The organism is Streptacidiphilus sp. MAP12-33 (assembly GCF_041261265.1).
Classification (GTDB): domain Bacteria; phylum Actinomycetota; class Actinomycetes; order Streptomycetales; family Streptomycetaceae; genus Streptacidiphilus.
In genome coordinates this window covers 1-21849 of record NZ_JBGCCA010000064.1, presented here as the reverse complement: position 1 = coordinate 21849, position 21849 = coordinate 1, and the positions used below count along the sequence as shown (strand labels likewise).

Here is a 21849-nt window from a genome sequence, read left to right as displayed (position 1 = left end):
GGCGACACGGTCAAGTGCGCCCAGGCCTCCCCGTTCCCCCTCGGCGGCCTCCCCTCCTCGGCCGCGGCCTACCAGGGCCTCACCGTCGAGCAGGCCTACGCCCTGGCCACCAGGAACGGCATCCCGGACTCCGACAAGCAGCACTGATCAGATCAGAGAGCGGGCTACGGCAGGAACACGACCCGGTCCGCCAGCTCGTCGGCCAGCTCGCGCGGAAGCTCGGCCCAGACCTCCAGCTCGGCCACGCTGTCGAAGCCACCGCGCTCCCCGCGGGTGGTGACGATCCGCGCGGCGGCCTCCGGGGTCATCCCCGGGAGGCCGGCCAGGACGGGCGCGGGCACGTGGTTGACGTCGGCGAGACCGCCGTCGTCGTAGGTGCCGGGCAGGTCGGGCCTGCCGATGCCCAGCTCCCGGGCGAGCGCGGGATCGCGCTCGGCCAGCTCCCTCGCCTGCGCCCGGCGGGCGCGCCGGTCGAGCGCGGCGGTGACGGCCGGGTCGGGTGCGACGTGGCCGATCAGCCGCGGTCGCAGGGCGAAGGTGGTCACCAGGCCCCCGCCGACCAGGCCGACGGCGATGAGCCCACCCGCGACGGAGTTGCGCGTGCTGTCCGTGGGCGACTGGGCCAGCCACAGCGAGACGACGGTGAGCGCCGCCGCGCCCCCGGCCAGCACTCCCACCAGCCGGGACCGCAGCCTCCAAGCGGCCCAGCCGATCACGGCGGCGGTGCCCATGCCCACGGTGAACAGCGGCAGCAATGCCCAGAGCACGCTTCCGGCCGAACTCATTCGACCGCTCGGGCGCGCCTTTTGACCTGTTTGCCCTATTTCAGCCACGCCCTCACCGTAGATCGTGTCGGTGCCCGGCGCTAACGTGACAGACGTGAACGCAGAACAGGGGCAGCAGGAGCCGGAGGGCGGCGAGTCCGCGTGCTGGCTGCACCGGCTCTGCCCGGAGTGCGACGCGGTCCAGGACGTCGAGCACCCCGAGCACTGCTGGCGCTGCGGCGCGGCGCTGGGCGACACGGCGGGCACGACCGAGCCAACGGGCACGACCGACACAACGGGCACAGAGCAGGGCCCCGCCCTACGCTGAGCCCATGGCGCGGCTCAACGACCAGGTCCAGGCCCTGCTGGAGGAGTACGCCGACCTGCTGACCCTCACCGGCGGGGACGCCTTCCGGGCCCGCTCGGCCGAGAAGTCCGCACGGGCGATCGGCGGCTGGCCGGCGGACCTCGCCGACATGGATCCGAAGGCGATCCTGGAGATCCCGGGCGTCGGCAAGTCGACGGTGGGCAAGGTCGACGAGGTCCGACGCACCGGCACGCTCGAATCGGTGGAGAAGCTGCGCGCGAAGATCCCACCCGGGGTCCGCGCGATGATGAAGGTTCCCGGCGTCGGGCCCAAGCGCGCCCTGACCCTGCACCAGGACCTTGGCGTCTCGACGGTCGACGAGCTGCGCGCCGCCGCCGAGGCCGGTCGGCTCCAGGACCTGCCGGGGTTCGGCGGCCGAACCGAGGAGAACATCCGGCACGGCCTGGAGGTACTGGAGCAGGCCGCGGGCCGGGCCGACCTGGGCACGGCCACCGCGCTGGCCGAGGAGATCACGGCCGCCCTCACGGCCGTCCACGGCTGCCTGCGCTGCACCTGGGCCGGATCGCTGCGTCGCCTGCGCGACAGCGTCGGCGACCTGGACATCCTGGCCGCGGCCCACGACTCGGCGCCGCTGATGGACGCCTTCGCCGCCCTGCCCGCCGTCGCCGAGGTGATCGTCGGCGGGCCGACGAAGACGTCCGTCCGCACCCGCGCGGGCCTGCAGATCGACCTGCGGGTGGTCGCCCCCGAGGCGTGGGGTGCGGCGCTGGTCTACTTCACGGGTTCCAAGGCCCACAACATCAAGCTGCGGACGCGGGCCGTGCGGGCCGGGCTCAAGCTGTCCGAGTACGGGCTCTTCGACGCCGAGTCGGGGGCGAACCTCGCCTCCGCCACGGAGGAGGACGTCTACGCGGCGCTGGGCCTGGCCTGGATCCCGCCCACGCTGCGCGAGGACCGCGGCGAGGTGGAGGCCGCGGCGGCGGACGAGCTGCCGACCCTGGTGACCGAGCGCGACCTGCGCGGCGACCTGCACACCCACACCGACCTCACCGACGGCGTCGCCTCCCTGGAGGACATGCTCGCCACCGCGAAGGCCCGCGGCTACGCGTACTACGCCGTGACCGACCACGCCCCGGACCTGGTCATGCAGCGCATGACGGACGAGAAGATGCTGGCCCAGCGGGCGCGGCTGCGCGAGCTCGCCGACGCCCGCGCCTACGGCCGGATGCGGCTGCTGCACGGCACCGAGCTGAACATCGGCCCGGACGGCTCGGTGGACTGGCCGGCGGATTTCCTCGCCGGTTTCGACGTCTGCGTCGCCTCGGTGCACTCCCACTTCGGCGCGGACCGCGCCACGCAGACCAGGCGGCTGATCCGCGCCTGCGAGAACCCCCACGTCCACGTCATCGGCCACCCGAGCGCCCGCCGGGTCGGGCGCAGGGCACCCATCGACGCCGACTGGCCCGCGGTCTTCGCAGCGGCGGCGCGGACCGGCACGGCCCTGGAGATCAACGCGGCCCCCGGCCGCATGGACCTCGACGACGACCACGTGCGCGCGGCGAAGGCGGCGGGCGTGCGGTTCTCGATCGACAGCGACGCCCACTCGACGGTCCAGCTGGCGAACCCGTGCTTCGGCGTCGGCACGGCCCAGCGGGCCTGGCTGGGGCCCGAGGACGTGATCAACGCCTGGCCCTGGCAGCAGCTCAGGCGCTTTCTCGGCAAACCGAACCTGCGGGGCGGTTAGGCGCGCGTAGCGTGCTGCCCATGACGACCGATCAGGACGACCTCCGCTCCACCGAGCGCCGACTTCAGGCGGCTCAACTCGCCGCCGACGTCGCGACGCTGGACGCGCTGCTCGACGACCGCCTGGTCTTCACCGGCCCCGACGGGCAGCTCTGCCGCAAGTCCGACGACCTGGAGCTGCACCGGACCGGTCGGCAGCGCCTCACCCGTGTCGAGGAGGAGGCCCTGGACGTCCTGGTCGTGGGCGCCACCGGCGTCACCTGGTTCCTCGGCACCCTCGCCGGAACCGTGGACGGGCAGGAGTTCAGCGCGCGGCTGCGCTACACCCGCACCTGGGTCCGCACGGACGGGAGCGGGTGGCGCGTCGTCGCCGCCCATGTCACCCCCGTCACTCCCGTCCCTCCCGCCTAGCGGCCGACCCAGGCGGAGGTCATCTTCTGCACGGCCGCACCGTCCAGGTCGGCGAGCTTGGTGGCGACGAAGGACCGGGCCGTCTCGCTCGTCTGGAGCCGGAACGGCGGCTCCGCCGCGTCCAGGGCGGTGACGATCGTGGCCGCCGCGTCCGCCGCGGACTGGGCGCCCGCGAAGGCGGCCTGCGTGCGGGCGGCATAGGACGCGAGCGCGGGACCGTAGGGGCCGGCGGCGGCCACCAGGGCGGGGATGTCCAGGCCCTGACTCGCCACGAACTCGCTGGCCACCGCGCCCGGCTCCACGACACAGACCCGCACGCCCACCGAGGCGGTGACCGGTGCCAGCGACTCCAGGAAGCCCTCGGCGGCGAACTTGGCCGCGCAGTACGCCTCGTTGAAGGGCTGGCCGACGACACCGCCCACGCTGGTGACGGTGACGACCCGCCCGCCCGTCTCGCGCAGGTGCGGCATGGCCGCGCCCGTCAGCTCGACGACGCCGAAGAAGTTGACCTCCATCGCGGTGCGGAAGATCTCCGTGCCCGCCCGCTCGACCGTGCCGACGACACCCGCGCCCGCGTTGTTGACCACCGCGTCCAGGCGGCCGTGCGCGTCCAGCACCTCGGCCAGGCAGGACGCGACGGACGCGGGGTCGGTGACGTCGAGCCGCCGCACCTCCACCCGCTCGGCGACGCCCGCCGCCTGCGCGGCGGCGGTGAGCGCGCCGGACTTGGCCGTGTCGCGCATGGTGGCGACCACGTGCCAGCCGGCCTGCGCCGCCGCGACGGACGCGGCCAGGCCGATCCCCGAGGAGGTGCCGGTGATGAGGACAACGCGTGCGTCGGTGGACATGACGAACTCCTTTTCTGTGCGTGCGCACACACTGTACGACTTCTGTGCACGCGCACGCAACCGCATCCGGTCGATAAGCTGTCGTTATGACCCGCGCCGAGCCGACCATGGGCGACCTCTCCGCCCGCGACCACGCTTTCTACGGTCTCATCTGGGCCGGCACCACGCTGTCCGCGCACGTCGACCGGGCACTGCTCCGCGCGCACGAGCTGCCGCTGTCCTGGTTCGAGGTGATGCTCTGGCTGAGCGGCAACCCGGAGCCGGTACCCGCCTCCGCGCTGGGCGCGAAGACACTGCTCAGCCGCCCCCAGGTGTCCCGCGTCGTGGACGCGCTCCAGGCCCGCGGGCTGGTCGCCCGCACGGCCGCTCCGCACGACGCGCGGTCCGTGGAGATCGCGCTGACCCCGGAGGGCCGCGCCGCCTTCGCCGAGGCGAACGCGACCCGCCGGGCGGCGCTGGCCGAGGTCTTCGACCAGCGGCTCGACGACGCCGACATCGACGCCCTGGAGACCGTCTGGGCCAAGCTCAAGGCCTGACGCGCGCCGCGAGGATCGAGCCGGCCGGGTCAGAGCCCGCGTTCGCGCAGCTGCTCCGCGTAGAGGCTCGCGGGCAGCACGGCGCGGCCGCCGCTGACCACCTCGCCGTTCGAGCCGGGGAGCAGCGCTCCGGTGCAGCCGAACGCCCAGTTGTGCGCTCCCGGCGGCTGCTGGATCTCGTAGCCGCCAGTGGTGACGCAGTTCCACGCAGTGCTGTTGGCGTCCGACCAGCCGTGGCCGGTGCCACGGCTGCCGTTGTTCACCAGCAGCAGCGTGCCGTCCACGGTGACCTGGTCGTACAGCGTGCCGCTGCCCCAGCGCTGGTGACCGCCCGCGTCGTAGGCGGTGCCGGTGAGCCTGGCGGTGCAGCGCGAGTAGACGTTCGGGCCGGACTGGTGGGCCTCGGTGGTGAAGGCGTGGATCTTCGTCGCGGTCACCAGGCAGTCCTGGATCAGGTTCTGCTGGCCCTCCAGGGTGTAGCCGTCCGAGCGGGCCGAGGTCGCGTCGTTGACCAGCATGTCCAGCGTCGCGGTGTGCAGCACGCTGATCCGGCGGCTCTGCCCGCCGAGGCGGGTGACCCCGTCCTGGCCGAAGTGGTGGCCGGTCACGTCGTGCACCCAGGAGTCCTGGACCGCACCGAAGGCGGACAGGCTGGAGTTGTAGAAGTCCGTGGCGTAGTGCGGGTCGGCGGCCATCGCCGCGCCGTCGGCACTCAGCGACTCGATGCCCACGTGGTCGATCCGCGGGAAGGTGTAGCGGTAGACCGTGGCCTGCGTGTACTTCGCCTCCAGCGCGGTGGTCAGCGGCGCGTCCACGGTCAGCCGGTGGCCCGTGACCGAGACGATGCGGCGCTCGGAGTAGAGACTCCAGTTCGGGGACCACAGACCGTGCATGCCGATGGCGTCGATCCACACCTGGGTGGTCGGGCGTTGCACGACGATCTGCGAGCCGACCCGCAGCCCGGCCGCGCTCGCGACGTCGAGCGTGGTCGCGCCGACCGGCACGTAGGTGTCACTGACCCGGGTCGGGGCGCCGACGGCGGTGTAGTGGGAGCTGCCGCCGACGGTGAGCAGGGTGCGGGCGGTGGCGCCGTGGGCGACCAGGCGGGTGCCGCCGGTGCCACTGCCGGAACCGCGCAGGACCACGCCGGAGGCGTCGATGTGCAGGGTTCCGTCGATGCGGTAGGCCCCCGGCGCGAGCAGGACGGCGCCACGCAGGCCGCCGCTGCCGACCGGCAGCCGGGAGGCCGCGTCGATCGCGGCCTGGATCCTGGCCGTGTCGTCCTTGCCACTGGGCACGCCGACGCGTTCCCTGACCGGGGCGAGGGGCAGCGCGACGCCACCGCCCTCGTATCCGGCGGAGGAGTAGTCGGGGACGCGGTCGCCCTGCGCGTCGTGCCCGTAGGCGAGCTTTCCGCCGGTCCAGGAGATCCAGTCCGTCCCGGCACGGGTGGTGGCGGTGGTGGCGGCCCTGGCGGTCGCCAGGGTGCCGGCCTCCGCGGTCGCGAAGGCCCCCGCCCCGGCGACGAGGGCCGCGGCGGCGATGAGGGTGAGGGGGCGCCGGTACCGGCGCTTGTGACGGGTATTCACGGGACGGAATCATGACAAGCTCCGGTGATTCCCGTAAAGGTTCTTTACCTGATTCTCTCCCTCGCGCTCCCGCCGCGATTCCACTCACAGGTTCACCGGCTCCGGGCGCGATTCGCACGCGCACTCGGGCAAGATGGACCACCCGAGCCGAAGCGGGTGCATCGCCCTCGGCTCTGGGTGATCATGGATTGACTCTGCCGAGCGGGGGACGAGGGGAGAACGTGGGCGCGGAGGCCCCGAAGCGGGACACCGCCGCGGCAGCCCTGGACGCGGCGGCCTCAGCCATGGCCGACACGGCCGGCCTGCCGCCGTCGCGCCTGCTCGCCGAGCTGCCCGTGGGCGTCGCCCTGTTCGACGCCGAGCTGCGCCGGCGCTACGCCAACGACGCCTTCCTGCGGCTGACCGGCGGCGCTCTCGACGAGAGCACCGCGCGGCTCGCCGCGGAGGTCCTGGCGGACGGCGCGATGCGCGAACAGGTCGTGGGCCCGCCCGACGAGCGCGTCCGCCTGCGCCTCCAGCGCCTCGACCCGGAACCCGCGCCCGGGCGCGACCAGGCCGCGACACTCTCGGCCCTTCCGGGCACCCACTCCCCCGCGCGCAGCCGCCGCGCCCCGGAACCCACCCCGCCCACCGGCCCGACGCTCCTCCTCGTCGCCCTCCTCGCCGGGCAGCCCACCCCGGGGACGGACCAGGCCGCGGCGGGGGAAGAACCCGCGCCCCAGGAGCCCGGCACGGGCCAGGGCCAGTTCGGAGAGCAAGGCCGCGGGCAGGGGCTGACACCGGGCCCGGCCGCGAGGCGAGGCCTCGAACAGAGGCCGGAGCCGGACGGGGGCCCGGACGCCGGGCCGGCCCCAGCCGCAGGGCGGAGCGCTGAGCGGCGCGGGCCGGAGTCCGGCGTGGGGTCCGGCGGGGAGGTGGGAGCGGGCCGGTTCGCCGTTGCGCCGTCGGACGGCGAGGCGCGGGCGAGGCGGAGGCTGGCCACGCTGACCGCTGCCGGGGAGCGGATCGGGACCACGCTGGACACCGACACCACCTGCGCCGAGCTGGCGCGCTTCACCGTGCCGGGACTGGCTGACCTCGCCACCGTCGACGTCCTGCCGCCGGGCGTGCCGGAGCACCGGGTCGGGGTGCCGCTCGGATCGCTGCGGCTGATCCGCGCCGCCGTCGCCGGGCGGCCCGAGCTGCACCAGCACCTCGCGACCCTCGCCCACCCCGGCGAGTCCGTGCGGCACCGCGAGGGCTCGCTGGTCGCGCGGAGCCTGCTCGCGGGCAAGCCGATCGTCCTCGACCTGGCGGCCGACGACGAACCGGGCACCGTGCCCATCTCCGACACGGCAACCCTGGAGGTCTACCGCGCCGCCGGGGTGACCTCCGTCGTCGCCGTCCCCCTGGCCGCGCGCGGCCACCTCATCGGGGCACTGACCCTCGCGCTCGCGGCCCCCGCCGACAGCGGGACCGAGTACGCGGGCGAGGACCTCGCCCTGATCGAGGACCTGGCGGGCCGCGCCGCACTCAGCATCGACAACGCGCGCCGCTACATGCGGTCCCAGGGCATAGCCCTGGAGCTCCAGCGCGCCCTCCTGGCCGAACCGGCCAACCCCCACCCGAACATGGAGATCGCCTGCCGCTACCTGCCCTCCGGCAGCAGCTCCGTGGTCGGCGGGGACTGGTACGAGAGCGTCCGGCTGCCCTTCGGCCGCACGCTGCTGGTGATCGGCGACGTCATGGGTCACGGCGTGGAGGCGGCCGTGGACATGAGCACCTATCGGTCGATGCTGCGCTACGTCGCGGTGATGGACCTGCCGCCGCACCGCATCCTGCGCCAGCTCGACGCCATGATCTCCGAGAACGAGGCATCCCGGCCGGCCACCTGCCTGCTCGCCCTGGTCGACCCGCCGCGCAACCGGGTCACCTTCGCCAGCGCCGGCCACCTGCCACCCGCGCTGGTCGAACCCTCCGGAGCGACCGAGCTGGTCCCGGTCCCGAGCGGGCCGCCGCTCGGCACGGGCGTCGGCGGGTACCAGCAACTGGTGCGCGACCTGCGGCCGGGCGCGGTGCTGCTGCTCTACACCGACGGGCTCGTCGAGCGCCGGCACGAGGACATCGACGCCTCCCTGGAGCGGCTGGCCCGCCTCCCGCTCCCGGCCGCGGGCGACCTCGACGACCTCCTCGACGCGGTGCTCCACAGCTCCACCCCGAGCGAGGCCGAGGACGACATCGCCCTGCTCGCCGCCCGCGCCCGCCCGCGCCCGTGAGCCGGGCGCGGCAGCGTTGCCTGCGTCGGCGTCAGCGTCAGCAGTCGAAGACCGACCAGCAGATCTCGTTGCGCAGGCGCTGGTCGTCCAGGACCAGGGCGCGGATCGCCGCCGGGAGCCGCTCCCGCTGCCAGTGGCACTCGCGCCGTCCCGCGTCCTCGGCCGCACCCGGAGGCGCCGCCGCGCGGACCGCCTTGATCGCGTAGGCCGCGGCACCCAGCTCATGCGCGGCGACGTGCGCCACGACCGCGGCCTGACCGGCCGCGAACGCCGCGTGACGTGGCGCGCCGGTCAACACCCGTGCGGCGGCCATGGCGTGGCCGCCCGCGGCGCGGGAGTCGGACATCTGGATCTCGCCCCGCGTCCACGCCCGGACCTGCTCGACCGCCTGGCGGGGCCGCGGGTCCGCCGGCTGCGCCGACTCGAACAGCGGCAGCACGTGCTCCGCGCAGTCCGCCGCCCACAGAGCCAGGAGCCGGTGGTCGGCGTCGCTGAGCGTCCCGCCGCGGCGGACGGTGATGAACCGGGGGTCCCGTTCCTTGGGGAGGATCACCGTTCGACCGTACTGCGCCCGGCCGGGATCAGGGCCCCAGCAGGGTGCGGAGCATCAGTTCCGCCTGCTCCCGCAGCTCGTCGGCGCTCGGCGGGGTGCCCTGGCCGGACCCGGCGGTGGCGTTGAAGAGGATGCCGTCGCACCACGCGATCAGGTAGCGCGCGCGACGCTCGGGGTCGGCGCAGCCCGCGGCGGCGAGCAGGGAGGCCGCGATCGCGCGGAAGCTGCCTCCGAGCGCGTCGTAGCGGGCGCGGACCTCGAGGTCGCGGCCCGCCTCGAGGGCGAGCTCGAACCGGGCGAGAGTGAGCGCGCGGCCAGTGGTGAGCGCGGCCCCGACGCCGTCGACGAGGAACGAGGTCAGCAGTCCGCGCGCGGCCTCGGGCGTGAGCTCGCCGGTCGGCCGCGCGGGCCCACCCTGCAAGGGCGCGGACTCCACCTCGGCGAGCCGGTCCAGCGTCAGGGTCAGCAGCGCGGCGCGGGTGCGGGCGACGTTGGAGGTGGACCCGGGCGGCAGGCCCGCCGACTCGTCGACCGCACGGTGAGTCAGTCCGCGCAGGCCGCGCTCGGCGAGCAGGGCGACGGCGGTGTCGGCGATCAGGCGGGCGCGCGGCGAGGTCATGGTCCGAATCATGCCCTCTCCCCCATGTACTACATCCGTAGTAGGCTGAGGGCAGCCTGGCACTACATCGGTAGTGGACTGGAGGGGTACGGCCATGAGCGTGACCAAGCGGCGCCCGCGGGCGCTCGTCATCGGCGCCGGGATCGGCGGCCTCACCGCCGCGCTCGCCCTGGAGGCGGCGGGGTGGGACGTCCACGTGCACGAACGCGCGACCGCACTGGAACCGGTCGGGTCGGGCCTGGGGATCGCCCCGAACGCCCTGCGGGCGCTGGACACGCTCGGCCTCGGCGACGAGGTGCGCGCCGTCGCCGCGGTCCAGGGGGAGGGCGGGCTGCGCCGCCCGAGCGGCCGCTGGCTCGCGCGGACCAGCGGCGAGGCGATCGCCCGCACGTTCGGCGACCCGCTCGCGGTCGTGCACCGTGCCGAGCTCGTCGCGCTGCTGGCCGGCCATCTGCGCCCGGGCGCCCTGCACACCGGCAGCGAACTGCGCGTGCTCGACGCGGGCGACCCCGGCCACGCCGCCACCCACCCCGCCGACCCCGGGCGGCCCGCCGTCGTGTCCCGGCCGGACGGTTCCCGGCTCGACGCCGAGCTGGTCGTCGCCGCCGACGGCATCCACTCGCCCGTGCGCGGCCTGCTCTTCCCCGACCACCCCGGGCCGCGCTACTCCGGGTTCACCACCTGGCGCACCGTCATCCCGACGCCGGAGCGAGCGCCGGGGCCGCTCGGCGAGGTCTGGGGCGCGGGGTCGCTGACGGGGGTGCTGCCGCTGCCGCACGGACGCACCTACCTCTACGCCGCCGCGGTGGCCCCCGCCGGCACCCGCGCCGAGGACGGCGACGAACGCGCCGACCTGCTGCGCCGCTTCGGCCACTGGTGCGCGCCTCTGCCGGACCTGCTGGGCGCCGCCCGCCCCGAGCTGGTGCTCCGCAACGACGTGCACGAAATGACGACCCCGCTGCCCGCCTTCCACAGCGGCCGGGTCGCCCTGGTCGGCGACGCCGCCCACGCCATGACGCCGTTCCAGGGGCAGGGCGCCTGCCAGGCGATCGAGGACGCGGTCGTGCTCGCCCACGCGCTCGGCACGACGGCCTCGCTCGCCGCGGCGCTCTCCGCCTACTCCGCCGCCCGCCTGCCGCGTGCGACCGACGTCGTGCGCCGCTCGGCGCGGGTGGCGAGGGCCGTCGCGGTCCGTTCCCGCGCCGGGGTCGCGCTGCGGGACGCCGCGTTCCTGCTGGCCGGGCAGCTGCCGGAGTCGGCCGTGGTGCGCGGGGCCGCGCCGACCTTCGACTGGCGGCCGCCCACCCTGCCGGGGAACGTCACCGGGAAGGCGACCGCGTCGGCGTGACGTGCAGGACGGCCAGCGCGGTCGTCCAGTCCGCGGCGATCGCCGTCTGCGCCGCCGTCAGGCCCACCCGCCCGGAGCAGACGGCGTCGTGGAGCGCGGACTCCACGTCGTCCTTCGGGTTGGCCGGGCCCGATCCCGGCACGTGGCCGGGCGACGGCGGCTCGACCCAGAGGTTGCGTGGGTCGTTGGGGTCGCCGCCCACCCCGAGGGGGACCAGGTGGTCGTACTCGGCGTCGGAGAGGCGGCCGGTGTAGCCGTACGACTTCGCGTTCAGGCGTTTCTCGGTGTCCGTGACCGCCTTCGGCGGACGCACCCCGGCCGTGTAGCCGCCCCGGCGGCACAGCGTCTGCCGCAGGTTGACCTGGGTGACCGCCGGGCTGATCGACCCCGGGGTGCACCGCCGGTCCGGCAGCGGCTGCGCGCCGCCGCCCTGACGGTAGTGGCAGCTGCCGATGGGCGGTTGCGCGGCCACCTGGTAGGCGCGCTGCGGCCCCGGTCCGACCGACAGGGTCGCGCCGCCCGCACCTGCCGCTCCCGGCGACGGCGTCGCCTTCGCGCCGGACCCCGCGCACCCCGCCAGCGTGAGCGCGAGCGCGAACACAACGGCCGGCGCCACCGTCGCACCGGCCGGACGCCGACCCCGCACTCTCCCCACCACGCCCCACCGCCTTCCTCGCGGTCGAGTCCCCACCCTAGGAGGGCCTGACGACACGTCCGCCCCGCCACGCCGCAACTGTCGCCGCTGCCCCGGAACGGCCCGTCGAACCGGAGTTCACCCGGACGAGTGGCACCAAATGTCTCGTACATGGCGAGTTGATCTGGAATGGTGAGAAGTGACCACAGGGGGCGGTCCGTCCGCCCACTCCCGAGGGGAGAAGCAGATGGCGCGCGTCGCAGGAAAGTTCGGCAAGCTCGGGCCCCAGTTCCCGGTCGGCCTCAAGGAGTTCACGGCCTACGCGTCGGCCCCGCTGCCCGCGCCGCCGGCCGCCGTGGACTGGGCGACCAAGGTTCCCACCTGGCCGATGGACGGCAACGACCAGTACGGCGACTGCACCATGGCCGCCGCGGCGCACCTGATCCAGTCCTGGAACGCCCAGACCGGCCAGGGCGACCAGGTGCCCACCGAACAGCAGGTCGTGGACCAGTACTTCCAGCTCTCCGGCGGCAAGGACACCGGGCTCGTCGAGTCGCAGGTGCTGGCCGCCTGGCAGACCACGGGCCTGTGGGGCAACAAGGTCATCGCCTACGCACCCGTCAACGTCCACGCCCAGAAGGCGATCAAGCAGACCATCGCGCTCTTCGGCGGCGTCTACGCCGGGATCCAGGTCCCCGCCAACGCCCAGACGCAGTTCCAGGACGGCAAGCCCTGGACCCTGGAGGCGAACTGGCAGACCCAGCCGATCGAGGGCGGCCACGCCATCCCGCTGCTCGGCTACGACGCCCACTGGCTCTACGTCATCACCTGGGGTGCCGTGCAGCAGGTGGCCTGGGACTGGTGGCAGACCTACGGTGACGAGGCCTGGGCCGTACTGGCGCAGGAGTACCAGGAGGCCGGACAGGTCAACGGCATCGACATCGCCACCCTGACGGCCGACCTCAAGCAGATCTGAGGCCGCCCGACCGGACGCGCGCGTCGCGGATCGTCCCGGCCGGGGGTGGGGGCCGCCGGGCCTCACCGCCGGCCGGGACGATCCGCGACGCCCTCCGCCAGGCCCGCTGGGCCGAGCGGGTGGCTCCGGACAGCGGTCCGGGGCGCGTCCAACGGGCGGGCGGGTGCGGCCGGATGCACTCTTGTGGCGGGCCGCCGCGCGATGCCACGGTGGTCAGCCGAGCGCCGATCGCGATGCGAGGAGTGATCCCGTGGGTACCGTCTGCCTGAACACCGCCGCAGAGAACAGCGCCGCCGACACCAGTGCTGCCGAGAACAGCGCCGCCCGGCACGACGCACACGGGAGCGCCGCCCTGCCGCCCGCCCGGGCCGCGTGGGTCCGCCCGGACTTCGCGGCGTTCGACACGGCCATGGAGGTCACCGCCTACGCCGCCCGCGACTGAGCGGGTCCGCACAGTGACGGGTCCGGTCCTCACCAGCGCCCCGGAGGGGGCGCCCGTCCTCGACGACGCGGAGTTCCGCGCCGCGCTGCACGCGCTGGAACCCCGCTACTGGGACGGCCACCCCTTCCACAGCCGGCTGCACCAGGGCCTGCTCGGCAAGGACGAGCTGCGTCTGTGGGCCGCGAACCGCTGGTACTACCAGCGCTGCATCCCGCAGAAGGACGCCGCGATCCTCGCCAACTGCCCGCTCCCCGAGGTCCGTCGGCAGTGGCTGCCGCGCATCGTCTACCACGACGGCGCGCAGGCCCAGGCAGGCGGCGCGGAGAAGTGGCTGCGGCTGGCCGAGGCCGTCGGGCTCAGCCGCGCGGAGGTGCTCTCGGAGGAGCACGTGCTGCCCGGCGTGCGGTTCGCCGTCGACGCCTACGTCACCTTCGCCCGGCAGCGCCCCTGGCTGGAGGCGGTCGCCTCCGGGCTGACGGAGCTCTTCTCCCCCGGGCTGCTGCGCTTCCGCCTCGGCCGCCTGCGCACGCACTACCCGTGGATCGCCGAGGAGGGCCTGGCGTACTTCACCGCCCGGATCGACGTGGTCGACGCGGAGGGGGCGGCCACGCTGGACCTGGTGGTCCGGCACGCCACCACGCGGGCCGAGCGGGACGCCTGCGTCGCCGCCCTCGCCTTCAAGTGCGACGTGCTGCAGGCCGTGCTCGACGCGGTGGACTACCGTGCCGGCGCCCTCCGGGCGCGGCCGTGAGCGCGCGGGCGGCCTCGGCACCCGCGGGGACGCCCCGCCTGCGGCGCGGCGTCCGCCTCGCGTACGACCCCACGCGCGCCGCCGACCTGGCGCTGGTGCCGGAGGGCGTCCTGGTGCTGAACCCGACCGCCGCGGCGGTGCTCGCGCTGTGCGACGGGCACCGGTCGGTGGACGCGATCGTGTCGGCCCTTGAGGAACGCTACGACCGGGTGAGCCGCCAGGACGTCGACGAACTGCTGACCCGGCTCGCGGAGCGTCGCGTGGTCGCGTATGGCTGACCCGGTGCCGGCCGCCGGGGCCGCAGCGGCGGTGCCCGCGCCGTTCGGGCTGCTCGCCGAACTGACCCACCGCTGCCCGCTGCACTGCCCCTACTGCTCCAACCCGCTCGAACTCACCGCCCGCGCCGCCGAGCTGGGCACGGACGAGTGGCGCAGGGTGTTCACCGAGGCGCGCGCCCTGGGCGTGGTCCAGATCCACCTCTCGGGCGGCGAACCGCTCGCCCGCGCGGACCTGCCCGAACTCACCGCGCACGCCCGGGAGCTCGGCGCCTACGTCAACCTGGTCACCAGCGGGGTCGGGCTGACCCGCGAGCGGGCCCGGGCGCTGGCCGATCGCGGCGTGGACCACGTGCAGCTCTCCCTCCAGGACGCCGAAGCCGCCCCGGGCGACCAGGTGGCGGGCGCCCGCGTCCACGCCGCCAAGCTCGCGGCGGCGGAGGCGGTCACGGCCGCGGGCCTGCCGCTGACCGTCAACGTGGTGCTGCACCGGGCCAACATCGACCGCGCCGAACGCATCGTGGACCTCGCGGTCTCCCTGGGTGCGGACCGGATCGAGCTGGCCAACACCCAGTTCTACGGCTGGGGTCTGCGCAACCGCGCCGCGCTGCTGCCGAGCCGCGCCCAGGTGGAGGCCGCCCGCGCGGCCGTCGCCCGCGCTCGCGCCCGGTACGCGGCGGCGCCGGACGGCGGGCCGGAGATCGTCCACGTCGTCGCCGACCACTACGCGGACCGCCCCAAGCCGTGCATGGACGGCTGGGCCCGGCGGCAGCTCACGGTCACCCCGGCCGGTGACGTGCTGCCCTGCCCGGCCGCCTCCGTGATCCGGACACTGCCGGTGGAGAACGTGCGCCGCCGCCCGCTGGCGGAGATCTGGTACGACTCGGCCGCGTTCAACGCCTTCCGCGGCACGGACTGGATGCGGGACCCCTGCCGCTCCTGCCCGCAGCGGCACGAGGACTTCGGCGGCTGCCGCTGTCAGGCCTTCCAGTTCACCGGCGACGCCGCCAGGACCGATCCGGTCTGCGGACTGTCCCCGGACCGCCCACTGGTCGACGCGGTGCTGGCCGAGGCCGGCACGGACCCGCGCCCGCCCTCCGTGATGCGGGCGTCGCCGTGAGGGTGGCGCCGTGCGAGTGATCCTGCTGGGCACCGCCGCGGGAGGCGGCTTCCCGCAGTGGAACTGCGCCTGCGTCCTCTGCCGCCGGGCCCGCGCCGGCCTGCTGCCCGCGCGCACCCAGGACTGCGTCGCGGTCAGCGGCGACTCCCGCTCGTGGTGGCTGCTGAACGCGTCCCCCGATCTGGGCGCCCAGCTCCTCGCCACCCCACGGCTCGCGCCGGGCCCCGGCCCCCGGGACACCCCGCTGTGCGGCGTGCTCCTCACCGACGCGGAGGCCGACCACACCCTCGGCCTGCCGCTGCTGCGCGGCGGTCCGCCGCTGGCGGTCCTCGCCACCTCGACCGTGCTCGACGCGCTCCCGCTGCGCAGCGCCATCGACCGCTACACCCCATGGAGTTGGACCCACCTCCACCCCGGGGTTCCGCAGGTCCTCTCCGGCGGGCTCCAGGTGACGGTCCATCCACTGGGCTCCAAGGCACCGAAGTTCGTCGACTCTCCCGCGCCGAAGGGGCTGTGGGTGTCCGCGCTGCGTCTGACGGACCTCGGCACCGGCGCCACGCTGCTGTACGCGCCCTGCTTCGGCGCCTGGTCGCCCGGCCTCGACGCGCTGGTCGCCGGCGTCGACTGCGCCCTGCTGGACGGCACCTTCCACACGGCCGACGAGCTCGGCGTGCGCGCCCCGGGCGCGCCGGCCCAGCGCTCGATGGCCCACCTGCCGATCTGCGGCACGGACGGCACTGACGGCACTGACGGCAGCCTGGCGGCTCTCGCCCGTCATCCGCGGGTGCGCCGCGTCTACACCCATCTCAACAACACCAACCCGCTGCTGGACCCCGCATCGCCGCTCCACGCGGAACTCAAGAGAAACGGTGTCGAGTTGCTCCCCGACGGATCCGAACTCCTGCTGCGCTGACGGAGTTCGGCCGACTGTACGATCCTCCCGTGAACACCCCGCCGCCGAACATCGCCCGGGTCTACGACTACCTCCTGGGCGGCAAGGACAACTTCGCCGCCGACCGGGCCCTGGGTGAGCGGATCGCCGTCGCGCTTCCGCAGGTGCACCTCGGTGTCCAGGCGCAGCGCGCGGTGCTGCGCCGCGTCGTCGACCACCTGGTCCGCGAGGCCGGGCTGCGGCAGCTGGTCGACATCGGCTCGGGCCTGCCGACGGCCGAGAACGTGCACCAGGTCGCCCAGCGCGTCGCCCCGGAGACGCACGTCGTCTACGTCGACAACGATCCCGCGGTGCTCACCCACGCCCGCGCGCTGCTCGCCGACAACAAGCAGACCGTGGTGGTCGACGGCGACCTGCGCCACCCCGCCGAGCTCCTGGCGGACCCGGTGCTCCACGCGCACATCGACCTCGACCGGCCCGTGGGCCTGCTGCTCTGCGGCATCCTGCACTACGTGCTGGACGACGAGGACCCCTACGGCGTGGTCCGCACCCTCGTCGACGCCCTGCCCCCGGGCAGCTACGTCTTCGTGCACCACCTCACCACGGCGGGCCCCGACGTCGACGCCGGCACCGCGGAGGCCGAGGAGGCCCTGCGCCAGGGCGTGGGCCGCGGCCAGTTCCGCACCCTCGACGAGGTCGCCGGGTTCCTCAACGGTCTCGAACTCCTCGACCCCGGCGTCGTCATCGTCCCCGAGTGGCGCCCGGACGCCGACACGCCCTCCCCCGCCGACCACCCCGTGCTCCGCCTCGCCGCCGTCGGCGTCGCCCGCAAGTCCTGAGCGCGGACCGCCACGGTCCGGGCGGTCCCCGGGACAGCGGGGATGCCGCCGACGGCGGGCGGTGCCACCGGTCCGCCGCGGCAGGGCTCACCCTGGCCCCCGGCCACCGCTCGCTCACCGTCGACGGACGCCCCGTCCGGCTGACGCGGCGTGAGTTCGATCTGCTGGCCCACCTCGTGACGCACCCGCGCCTGGTCTTCACCCGGCGCCAGCCGCTCGACGCCGCCTGGCCCGGGCCCGATGCGGGTGACGGCCGCACCGTCGACGTCCACGTCGCCCGGGTGCGCACGAAGCTCGGCGCTCCGTACCGCACGGCACTGGCCACCGTGCGCGGCGCCGGCTATCGCTACTCCCCCGACGCCGTCCCGAGCAGGCCCGGAGGGCGGGACCGCCCGTGACCCGGCGGAACAGGGTCGGCTCAGGACTTCGCCGCCACGTCGAGCCGGCCCGCCTTCGCCTCCTCCAGAAGGGACGCGAACTGGTCGGCGCTCATCTGAATCCGCTGACCGAAGTCGTCGGTCAGCACGACCCTGCGCTCGGCGGGCGCGGCGGCGTCCACGAACAGCTGCGGGCAGCCGCAGTCGCAGTTGCCGCAGAAGGTGGCGACCGGCTCCAGCCCGTTCATCTCGGTCATCCCTGTTCACTCCCCGAAGGTGTGGTGGCCGCCCGGACGGTGCGGCCTCGGCCGGGAGATACCCGGACGTCCGGCCCGGAACCTGCGGGCGGACACGGGGCCGATGCACGCGCCCCCGGGGGCCTGCTCCCGCGCGCCCTCCGTGCATTCCCGCCGGGGGTATGCGGGCACCGACGGCCGGTCCTCGACTACCAGTCCTCGAAGGCGCTCAGCAGGCCCTCGGGCGCCGCGGTGTCGGTCAGCGGCTGCTCGGACCAGATCACCTTGCCGCTCGCCGTGTAGCGGGTGCCCCAGCGGTGCGCGAGCCGGGCCACGAGGAAGATGCCCCGGCCGCCCTCGTCGGTGGTCGCCGCCCAGCGCAGGTGCGGCGCGGTGCTGCTGCCGTCGGACACCTCGCAGACCAGGGTGGTGTCCCGGAGCAGCCTGACCCTGACCGGCGGAACGCCGTAGCGGATCGCGTTGGTGATCAGCTCGCTGAGGATCAGTTCGGTGTTGAAGGAGATCTCCTCCAGGCCCCACTCGGCGAGCTGCTTCACGCACGCGTTGCGCACCGGACCGACCGCGGCCGGGTCGCTGGGGACCTCCCACTCCGCCACGTGGTCGGGGGGCAGCAGGCCGGTGCGGGCGACCAGCAGCGCGATGTCGTCGGTGGGCTGCGGGCCCGGTGCGGCCTGGAGCGCGGCCGTGCCGACCTCCTCCGGACTCAGCCCGGGGCGGCCCTCCAGGCCGGCCCGCAGCCGTTCCAGGCCCTGGTCCGCGTCCTGGTCGCGGGACTCCACCAGGCCGTCGCTGAAGAGCAGCAGCTGGGACCCGGGCGGCAGCGGGATCTCGCTGGTCTCGAAGGGGTGCCCGCCGACGCCGAGCGGCGGGGAGACGGGCACCTCGGGGCAGTCGATCCGGCCGTCGGGGGTGAGCACGACAGGAGCCGGATGCCCCGCCCGGGAGACGGTGCAGACCCCGGAGACCGGGTCGTAGACCGCGTAGACGCACGTCGAGCCGGTGATGCTGACGTCGGTCGACTCCTCGTCGAGCTGCGAGACGAGCTCGTCGAGGCGGCCCAGCACCTCGTCTGGCGGCAGATCGAGCGCGCAGAAGGTGCGGATGGCGGTCCGCAGCCGCCCCATCGCCACGGCGGCGTTGATGCCGACGCCGACCACGTCGCCGACGACCAGGGCGGTGCGGAAGCCGGGCAGGGCGATGACGTCGAACCAGTCGCCGCCGACCCCGGCGGTGGCGGGCAGGTAGCGGTGGGCCACGTCGAGCCCGGTGCGCTCGGGCAGGCTGCGCGGCAGCAGGCTGCGTTGCAGGGCGACGGCCGTGCCGTGCTCACGGGTGAAGCGCCGGGCGTTGTCCACCGACACGGCGGCGCGCGCCGCCAGGTCCTGGGCGAGCAGCACGTCGTCGGCGTCGAACGGCGGGCTGCCCGGCGCCCGCCGGAACTGCACCAGCCCCAGCAGTCCGCCCCGCATCCGCAGGGGGACCGTCAGGGTGCCGTGGTGCGCGTCGGTGACGGCCTCGGTGCCGGAGACAGCTCGCTCCTGGGGGCTGCCGCCGGTGACCGTCACGGTGGCGCCGACGGGCGCGGCGGTCCCGGGCGGGCCGAGCAGCGCGGTGCGGCGCAGCAGCGCGGCGGTCCGGGGCGGCTCCTCGCCGCGGGTGACCGCGTCGACGAGGTCGACGGAAACCGTGTCGGCGAACCCGCCGACGGCCACCTCGGCGAGCTCCTCGCAGGTCCGGGTCATGTCGAGGGTGCGGCCGATCCGCAGCCCCGCCTCGTAGAGCAGGTGCCGCCGCTCACCGGCCGCCTCGATCCGGTCGGTGAGGTCGTGCAGCTCCGTGGTGTCGCGCAGCGTGACGACGCTGCCGGGCAGGCCGCCGTAGGGCGCGGTCGGCCGCTTGTTCACGGCGAGCAGCCGCTCCCCGGCCCGGTGGATGCCGTCGGTCACCTCGTCCGGGGAGGTGAGCAGCGCGGCGGTGGCGGGATCGAGCCCGAGCGCGGCCACGGGCTGCCGTTCGGCGTCGGGCGGCAGGTCGAGCAGGCGGCGCGCCTCGTCGTTGACCAGCGTCAGCCGCCCGTCGCCGCCGATGATCAGCACGCCCTCGCGGACGGCGTGCAGCACGGCCTCGTGGTGCTCGTACATCCGGGCCAGCTCGGTCGGGCCGAGCCCGCGGGTCTGCCGCAGCAGCCTGCGCGAGGCCAGCGCCGTGCCGGCCGCCGCCAGCAGCACGGCCCCGGCCGCGCCGCCGAGCAGGACCGGCAGGTGGGTGTCGACCAGGGCGTTGACCCGGCCGACCGTGAAGTTCACGACGACCACGCCGAGCGGGTGATGAGCCGCGTCGAAGACGGGCACGGCGGTGGCGATGGACCGGTAGCCCTGCTGGTTGACGTCGAAGGTGACCGTCTGGCCGGCCAGCAGCTTCGGTACCACGTCCTGCTGCACGAACGGGGTGGCCTGGTAGGGGCGGCCGATGTAGTCCGGATAGGGCGAGGTCAGCTGGATGTACTTGGTGTTGAACACCACCACCGAGTCCACCCCGGTGGCCTGCTGCACGGCCTGGGCCCGGGGCTGGAGCACGGCCGTGGGGTTGCTGCTCTCCAGCGCCGCGACGATGCCCGGCCCGCTGGCGAAGGCCTCGGCGACCCCGCGGGTGACGCGGCGGGCGTCGGTGGCCTCGCTGGAGCGCGCCTGGAGCACCATGGCGGCCAGGCCCGCGGCGACCAGCAGCAGGATGACGAGCAGGCCGGTCAGGAACATCCGGCCGGCCAGGCTGCGGGCGGAGAGCATCCCGCCCAGGCCGCTCCGGCCCGGCCGGCCACCAGGGCCCGGCTGGGACGGCGCACCGCTGTCACGGTGCGGCGAGGCCCCGCGGTGGCGTCTGCGCACCCCTCATCCATAACCTGGGCCCCGGTGACCACGCAAGTACCAGCGCGTATTCGCCCCGGCGGGCTCAGGTGACGACACCCCGCGGCAGGCGGGGCGGTCAGCCCGGGGAGTCGGCCTCCTGCCGGGCCAGGCGTGCCTCGGCCGCGTGTCCGGCGGCGTGGAGCAGGTCGCCCCGGCGCGCCAGGGCGGCCCGGCGCAGGTCCCTCAGCGGTGCCAGGCGGCGGCGACGAGCAGCAGCAGGACGACGACGGCCATCGCCGGCAGGCAGCCGACGCCCCCGTCCGGGTTCTTCCGGTTGGCCTCGACATGGCCACCGGGCTCGATGCCCGGATGCCTGGCGGCGTAGTGGTCGAGTTGCTTCCGCTCGCCCTGCGACCGGGAGAGCCAGGGCGTCCTGAAGCCGCATTCACCGCACCAGTAGCGGTATGCCACGCCGACTCCTCACCTCTCGCTGACGGACGATCACGTCACCGATGGTCGGCGACCGCCCGGGTGCGGGCCCAGGTCACCGGACCGGTCATTGCTGACCGGTCGCTCCGGGGCGATGGCTTCCCCAGGTGACGGGATAGCGGACCGGGTGCGCGCCGATCCGCGCGGGCAGCAGACCGGCGACGACGAGGAGAACGGTGCCCAGCGCCAGCAGGGGCAGGAAGGGGACCGGGTGCGGGGCCTGGAGCACCACGATCACCGCGGTGGCGGCCGCCGGGGAGTGGGACAGGTGGGTCAGCAGCATCGCTCCGAGCGAGAGCCCGGCCGCCACGGCCGCGCCCCAGGCGCTGGGCCCGGTGACGGCCAGGGTGCCGAACCCGATGAGGGCGCAGAGCAGCTGCCCTCCGACGAGGTTCCGGGGCTGCGAGAGGGGCAGTCCGGGCGCGCCGTGCACGAGGGCCGCGCTGGCCGCCAGGGGCGGTATCAGCAGGGGCTGGTGGAGCAGCACACCGACCCCGACCAGGACGGACAGCGCGACCGAGGCGAACACGGCGGCTTGGAGGGCGTGCAGTGAGTGCGGCAGTCTCTTCGAGGAGGACGGGGGCATGATGCGGGCTCCGGGCAGGTCGGGGCAGGACCAGCCGAGCATAGACAAAAGGTTGAAGCACCTGGCAACCGTCTTGCCTCCTGGGCAAATCAGGGGCTGCGCCCGTACACCCGCCCACCCCCGGCCGACGTCACCCGGGACGCCGGCCGGCGGCCGCGCCGTGCTCAGCGGGCGCCGAGGAGGTGTTCCATGGCGAGCTGGTCCAGTGCCTCGAAGGCCATGCCGCGGGCGGCGGCCGTGTCGATGTCGAAGTCCTCGAACGCGGCGCGGTCGGTGAGGAGGCCGGTCAGGCCGTCGGCGGCGGTGGGGAGGGCGAGGTCGGGCAGGCGGGCGGCGGTGAGGGCCGCGGTGACGTCCGGGTCGGCGCGGAA

The 21849-nt window shown here is 74.9% G+C and carries 24 protein-coding genes and 1 pseudogene; 14 read left to right on the top strand and 11 right to left on the bottom strand.

Annotation, left to right across the window (positions count from 1 at the left end):
* Positions 1 to 164: 164 nt before the first annotated feature.
* Entirely contained in the window at positions 165 to 767 is a 603-nt protein-coding gene (locus ABH931_RS38745) for a helix-hairpin-helix domain-containing protein (RefSeq protein WP_370124529.1), read from the bottom strand.
* Between the two features lie 112 nt (positions 768 to 879).
* Between ABH931_RS38745 and ABH931_RS38740 the strand changes: the two genes are divergently transcribed.
* Genes ABH931_RS38740 through ABH931_RS38730 form a run of 3 tightly spaced genes read left to right on the top strand, consistent with a single transcriptional unit; the run spans position 880 to position 3246 of the window.
* Positions 880 to 1092: a hypothetical protein gene (locus ABH931_RS38740; protein ID WP_370124527.1), complete on the top strand. Its 213-nt coding sequence runs from the start codon at positions 880 to 882 to the stop codon at positions 1090 to 1092.
* A 4-nt stretch (positions 1093 to 1096) separates the two neighbouring features.
* Positions 1097 to 2836 carry a DNA polymerase/3'-5' exonuclease PolX gene (polX, locus tag ABH931_RS38735; RefSeq protein WP_370124525.1) on the top strand — a complete coding sequence of 580 codons (1740 nt, stop codon included), beginning with the start codon at positions 1097 to 1099 and terminating at the stop codon, positions 2834 to 2836.
* A 20-nt stretch (positions 2837 to 2856) separates the two neighbouring features.
* Positions 2857 to 3246: a nuclear transport factor 2 family protein gene (locus ABH931_RS38730; protein WP_370124523.1), complete on the top strand. Its 390-nt coding sequence runs from the start codon at positions 2857 to 2859 to the stop codon at positions 3244 to 3246.
* Here ABH931_RS38730 and ABH931_RS38725 read toward each other — a convergent pair.
* Entirely contained in the window at positions 3243 to 4094 is an 852-nt protein-coding gene (locus ABH931_RS38725) for an SDR family NAD(P)-dependent oxidoreductase (RefSeq protein WP_370124521.1), read from the bottom strand. The two genes, ABH931_RS38730 and ABH931_RS38725, sit on opposite strands and share 4 nt — an antisense overlap.
* Positions 4095 to 4180: 86 nt before the next feature.
* Here ABH931_RS38725 and ABH931_RS38720 point away from each other — a divergent pair, with 86 nt between their 5' ends.
* Positions 4181 to 4630, top strand: coding sequence for a MarR family winged helix-turn-helix transcriptional regulator (locus ABH931_RS38720; RefSeq protein ID WP_370124519.1), 450 nt, complete (start codon positions 4181 to 4183; stop codon positions 4628 to 4630).
* Between the two features lie 29 nt (positions 4631 to 4659).
* Here the strand turns inward: ABH931_RS38720 and ABH931_RS38715 are convergent, their stop codons facing one another.
* Complete coding sequence (locus tag ABH931_RS38715) at positions 4660 to 6219, bottom strand: peptidoglycan-binding protein (protein WP_370124517.1); 1560 nt, start codon at positions 6217 to 6219, stop codon at positions 4660 to 4662.
* Positions 6220 to 6440: 221 nt separating this feature from the next.
* Between ABH931_RS38715 and ABH931_RS38710 the strand changes: the two genes are divergently transcribed.
* Positions 6441 to 8474, top strand: a complete 2034-nt coding sequence (locus ABH931_RS38710) for a SpoIIE family protein phosphatase (RefSeq protein WP_370124515.1) — start codon at positions 6441 to 6443, stop codon at positions 8472 to 8474.
* A 37-nt stretch (positions 8475 to 8511) separates the two neighbouring features.
* Here ABH931_RS38710 and ABH931_RS38705 read toward each other — a convergent pair whose 3' ends face one another.
* Positions 8512 to 9027 (bottom strand): putative immunity protein, encoded by a 516-nt coding sequence (locus ABH931_RS38705; protein WP_370124513.1) that lies wholly within the window; start codon positions 9025 to 9027, stop codon positions 8512 to 8514.
* A 28-nt stretch (positions 9028 to 9055) separates the two neighbouring features.
* Positions 9056 to 9646 (bottom strand): TetR/AcrR family transcriptional regulator, encoded by a 591-nt coding sequence (locus ABH931_RS38700; protein WP_370124511.1) that lies wholly within the window; start codon positions 9644 to 9646, stop codon positions 9056 to 9058.
* Between the two features lie 94 nt (positions 9647 to 9740).
* Here ABH931_RS38700 and ABH931_RS38695 point away from each other — a divergent pair, with 94 nt between their 5' ends.
* The gene (locus ABH931_RS38695; RefSeq protein ID WP_370124509.1) at positions 9741 to 10994 is read left to right on the top strand and encodes an FAD-dependent monooxygenase; all 1254 of its coding nucleotides are present in this window, start codon (positions 9741 to 9743) and stop codon (positions 10992 to 10994) included.
* Here the strand turns inward: ABH931_RS38695 and ABH931_RS38690 are convergent.
* Complete coding sequence (locus ABH931_RS38690) at positions 10966 to 11610, bottom strand: hypothetical protein (protein WP_370124507.1); 645 nt, start codon at positions 11608 to 11610, stop codon at positions 10966 to 10968. The two genes, ABH931_RS38695 and ABH931_RS38690, sit on opposite strands and share 29 nt — an antisense overlap.
* A 265-nt stretch (positions 11611 to 11875) precedes the next feature.
* Between ABH931_RS38690 and ABH931_RS38685 the strand changes: the two genes are divergently transcribed.
* The 8 genes from ABH931_RS38685 to ABH931_RS38650 all read left to right on the top strand — a co-directional run bounded on the left by ABH931_RS38685 (position 11876) and on the right by ABH931_RS38650 (position 17321).
* Positions 11876 to 12604 (top strand): hypothetical protein, encoded by a 729-nt coding sequence (locus ABH931_RS38685; RefSeq protein ID WP_370124505.1) that lies wholly within the window; start codon positions 11876 to 11878, stop codon positions 12602 to 12604.
* A 250-nt stretch (positions 12605 to 12854) separates the two neighbouring features.
* Positions 12855 to 13046, top strand: a complete 192-nt coding sequence (gene pqqA, locus ABH931_RS38680; protein ID WP_370124503.1) for a pyrroloquinoline quinone precursor peptide PqqA — start codon at positions 12855 to 12857, stop codon at positions 13044 to 13046.
* A 13-nt stretch (positions 13047 to 13059) separates the two neighbouring features.
* Positions 13060 to 13797, top strand: a complete 738-nt coding sequence (pqqC, locus tag ABH931_RS38675; protein WP_370124501.1) for a pyrroloquinoline-quinone synthase PqqC — start codon at positions 13060 to 13062, stop codon at positions 13795 to 13797.
* Complete coding sequence (gene pqqD / locus ABH931_RS38670) at positions 13794 to 14075, top strand: pyrroloquinoline quinone biosynthesis peptide chaperone PqqD (protein ID WP_370124499.1); 282 nt, start codon at positions 13794 to 13796, stop codon at positions 14073 to 14075. Before pqqC ends, pqqD begins: the two co-directional genes overlap by 4 nt.
* Entirely contained in the window at positions 14068 to 15192 is a 1125-nt protein-coding gene (pqqE, locus tag ABH931_RS38665; protein ID WP_370124497.1) for a pyrroloquinoline quinone biosynthesis protein PqqE, read from the top strand. The genes pqqD and pqqE overlap by 8 nt, the downstream gene beginning before the upstream one ends.
* 10 nt (positions 15193 to 15202) lie before the next feature.
* Positions 15203 to 16105 carry a pyrroloquinoline quinone biosynthesis protein PqqB gene (gene pqqB / locus ABH931_RS38660; RefSeq protein WP_370124495.1) on the top strand — a complete coding sequence of 301 codons (903 nt, stop codon included), beginning with the start codon at positions 15203 to 15205 and terminating at the stop codon, positions 16103 to 16105.
* Positions 16106 to 16134: 29 nt separating this feature from the next.
* Complete coding sequence (locus tag ABH931_RS38655; protein ID WP_370124493.1) at positions 16135 to 16923, top strand: SAM-dependent methyltransferase; 789 nt, start codon at positions 16135 to 16137, stop codon at positions 16921 to 16923.
* Complete coding sequence (locus ABH931_RS38650) at positions 16839 to 17321, top strand: winged helix-turn-helix domain-containing protein (RefSeq protein WP_370124491.1); 483 nt, start codon at positions 16839 to 16841, stop codon at positions 17319 to 17321. The genes ABH931_RS38655 and ABH931_RS38650 overlap by 85 nt, the downstream gene beginning before the upstream one ends.
* Before the next feature lie 20 nt (positions 17322 to 17341).
* On the opposite strand, the gene ABH931_RS38645 is transcribed toward ABH931_RS38650, so the two are convergent.
* The 5 genes and pseudogenes from ABH931_RS38645 to ABH931_RS38625 all read right to left on the bottom strand — a co-directional run.
* Positions 17342 to 17557, bottom strand: a complete 216-nt coding sequence (locus ABH931_RS38645; protein ID WP_370124489.1) for a hypothetical protein — start codon at positions 17555 to 17557, stop codon at positions 17342 to 17344.
* Between the two features lie 188 nt (positions 17558 to 17745).
* Positions 17746 to 20343, bottom strand: coding sequence for a SpoIIE family protein phosphatase (locus tag ABH931_RS38640; protein ID WP_370124531.1), 2598 nt, complete (start codon positions 20341 to 20343; stop codon positions 17746 to 17748).
* Positions 20344 to 20646: 303 nt separating this feature from the next.
* Complete coding sequence (locus tag ABH931_RS38635; RefSeq protein ID WP_370124487.1) at positions 20647 to 20874, bottom strand: hypothetical protein; 228 nt, start codon at positions 20872 to 20874, stop codon at positions 20647 to 20649.
* Between the two features lie 85 nt (positions 20875 to 20959).
* Positions 20960 to 21520 carry an HPP family protein gene (locus tag ABH931_RS38630; protein ID WP_370124485.1) on the bottom strand — a complete coding sequence of 187 codons (561 nt, stop codon included), beginning with the start codon at positions 21518 to 21520 and terminating at the stop codon, positions 20960 to 20962.
* A 122-nt stretch (positions 21521 to 21642) separates the two neighbouring features.
* A pseudogene (locus ABH931_RS38625) lies at positions 21643 to 21849 on the bottom strand (xylose isomerase); the annotation flags it as partial.

What these genes read in the sequence shown, in the direction of transcription:
- ABH931_RS38720 (WP_370124519.1), top strand. Translation starts at nt 4,181, where the DNA reads ATGACCCGCGCCGAGCCGACCATGGGCGACCTCTCCGCCCGCGACCAC.
- ABH931_RS38695 (WP_370124509.1), top strand. Translation starts at nt 9,741, where the DNA reads ATGAGCGTGACCAAGCGGCGCCCGCGGGCGCTCGTCATCGGCGCCGGG.
- ABH931_RS38685 (WP_370124505.1), top strand. Translation starts at nt 11,876, where the DNA reads ATGGCGCGCGTCGCAGGAAAGTTCGGCAAGCTCGGGCCCCAGTTCCCG.
- ABH931_RS38645 (WP_370124489.1), bottom strand. Translation starts at nt 17,557, where the DNA reads ATGACCGAGATGAACGGGCTGGAGCCGGTCGCCACCTTCTGCGGCAAC.
- ABH931_RS38725 (WP_370124521.1), bottom strand. Translation starts at nt 4,094, where the DNA reads ATGTCCACCGACGCACGCGTTGTCCTCATCACCGGCACCTCCTCGGGG.
- ABH931_RS38700 (WP_370124511.1), bottom strand. Translation starts at nt 9,646, where the DNA reads ATGACCTCGCCGCGCGCCCGCCTGATCGCCGACACCGCCGTCGCCCTG.
- ABH931_RS38730 (WP_370124523.1), top strand. Translation starts at nt 2,857, where the DNA reads ATGACGACCGATCAGGACGACCTCCGCTCCACCGAGCGCCGACTTCAG.
- ABH931_RS38640 (WP_370124531.1), bottom strand. Translation starts at nt 20,343, where the DNA reads ATGCTCTCCGCCCGCAGCCTGGCCGGCCGGATGTTCCTGACCGGCCTG.
- pqqE (WP_370124497.1), top strand. Translation starts at nt 14,068, where the DNA reads ATGGCTGACCCGGTGCCGGCCGCCGGGGCCGCAGCGGCGGTGCCCGCG.
- polX (WP_370124525.1), top strand. Translation starts at nt 1,097, where the DNA reads ATGGCGCGGCTCAACGACCAGGTCCAGGCCCTGCTGGAGGAGTACGCC.
- ABH931_RS38630 (WP_370124485.1), bottom strand. Translation starts at nt 21,520, where the DNA reads ATGCTCGGCTGGTCCTGCCCCGACCTGCCCGGAGCCCGCATCATGCCC.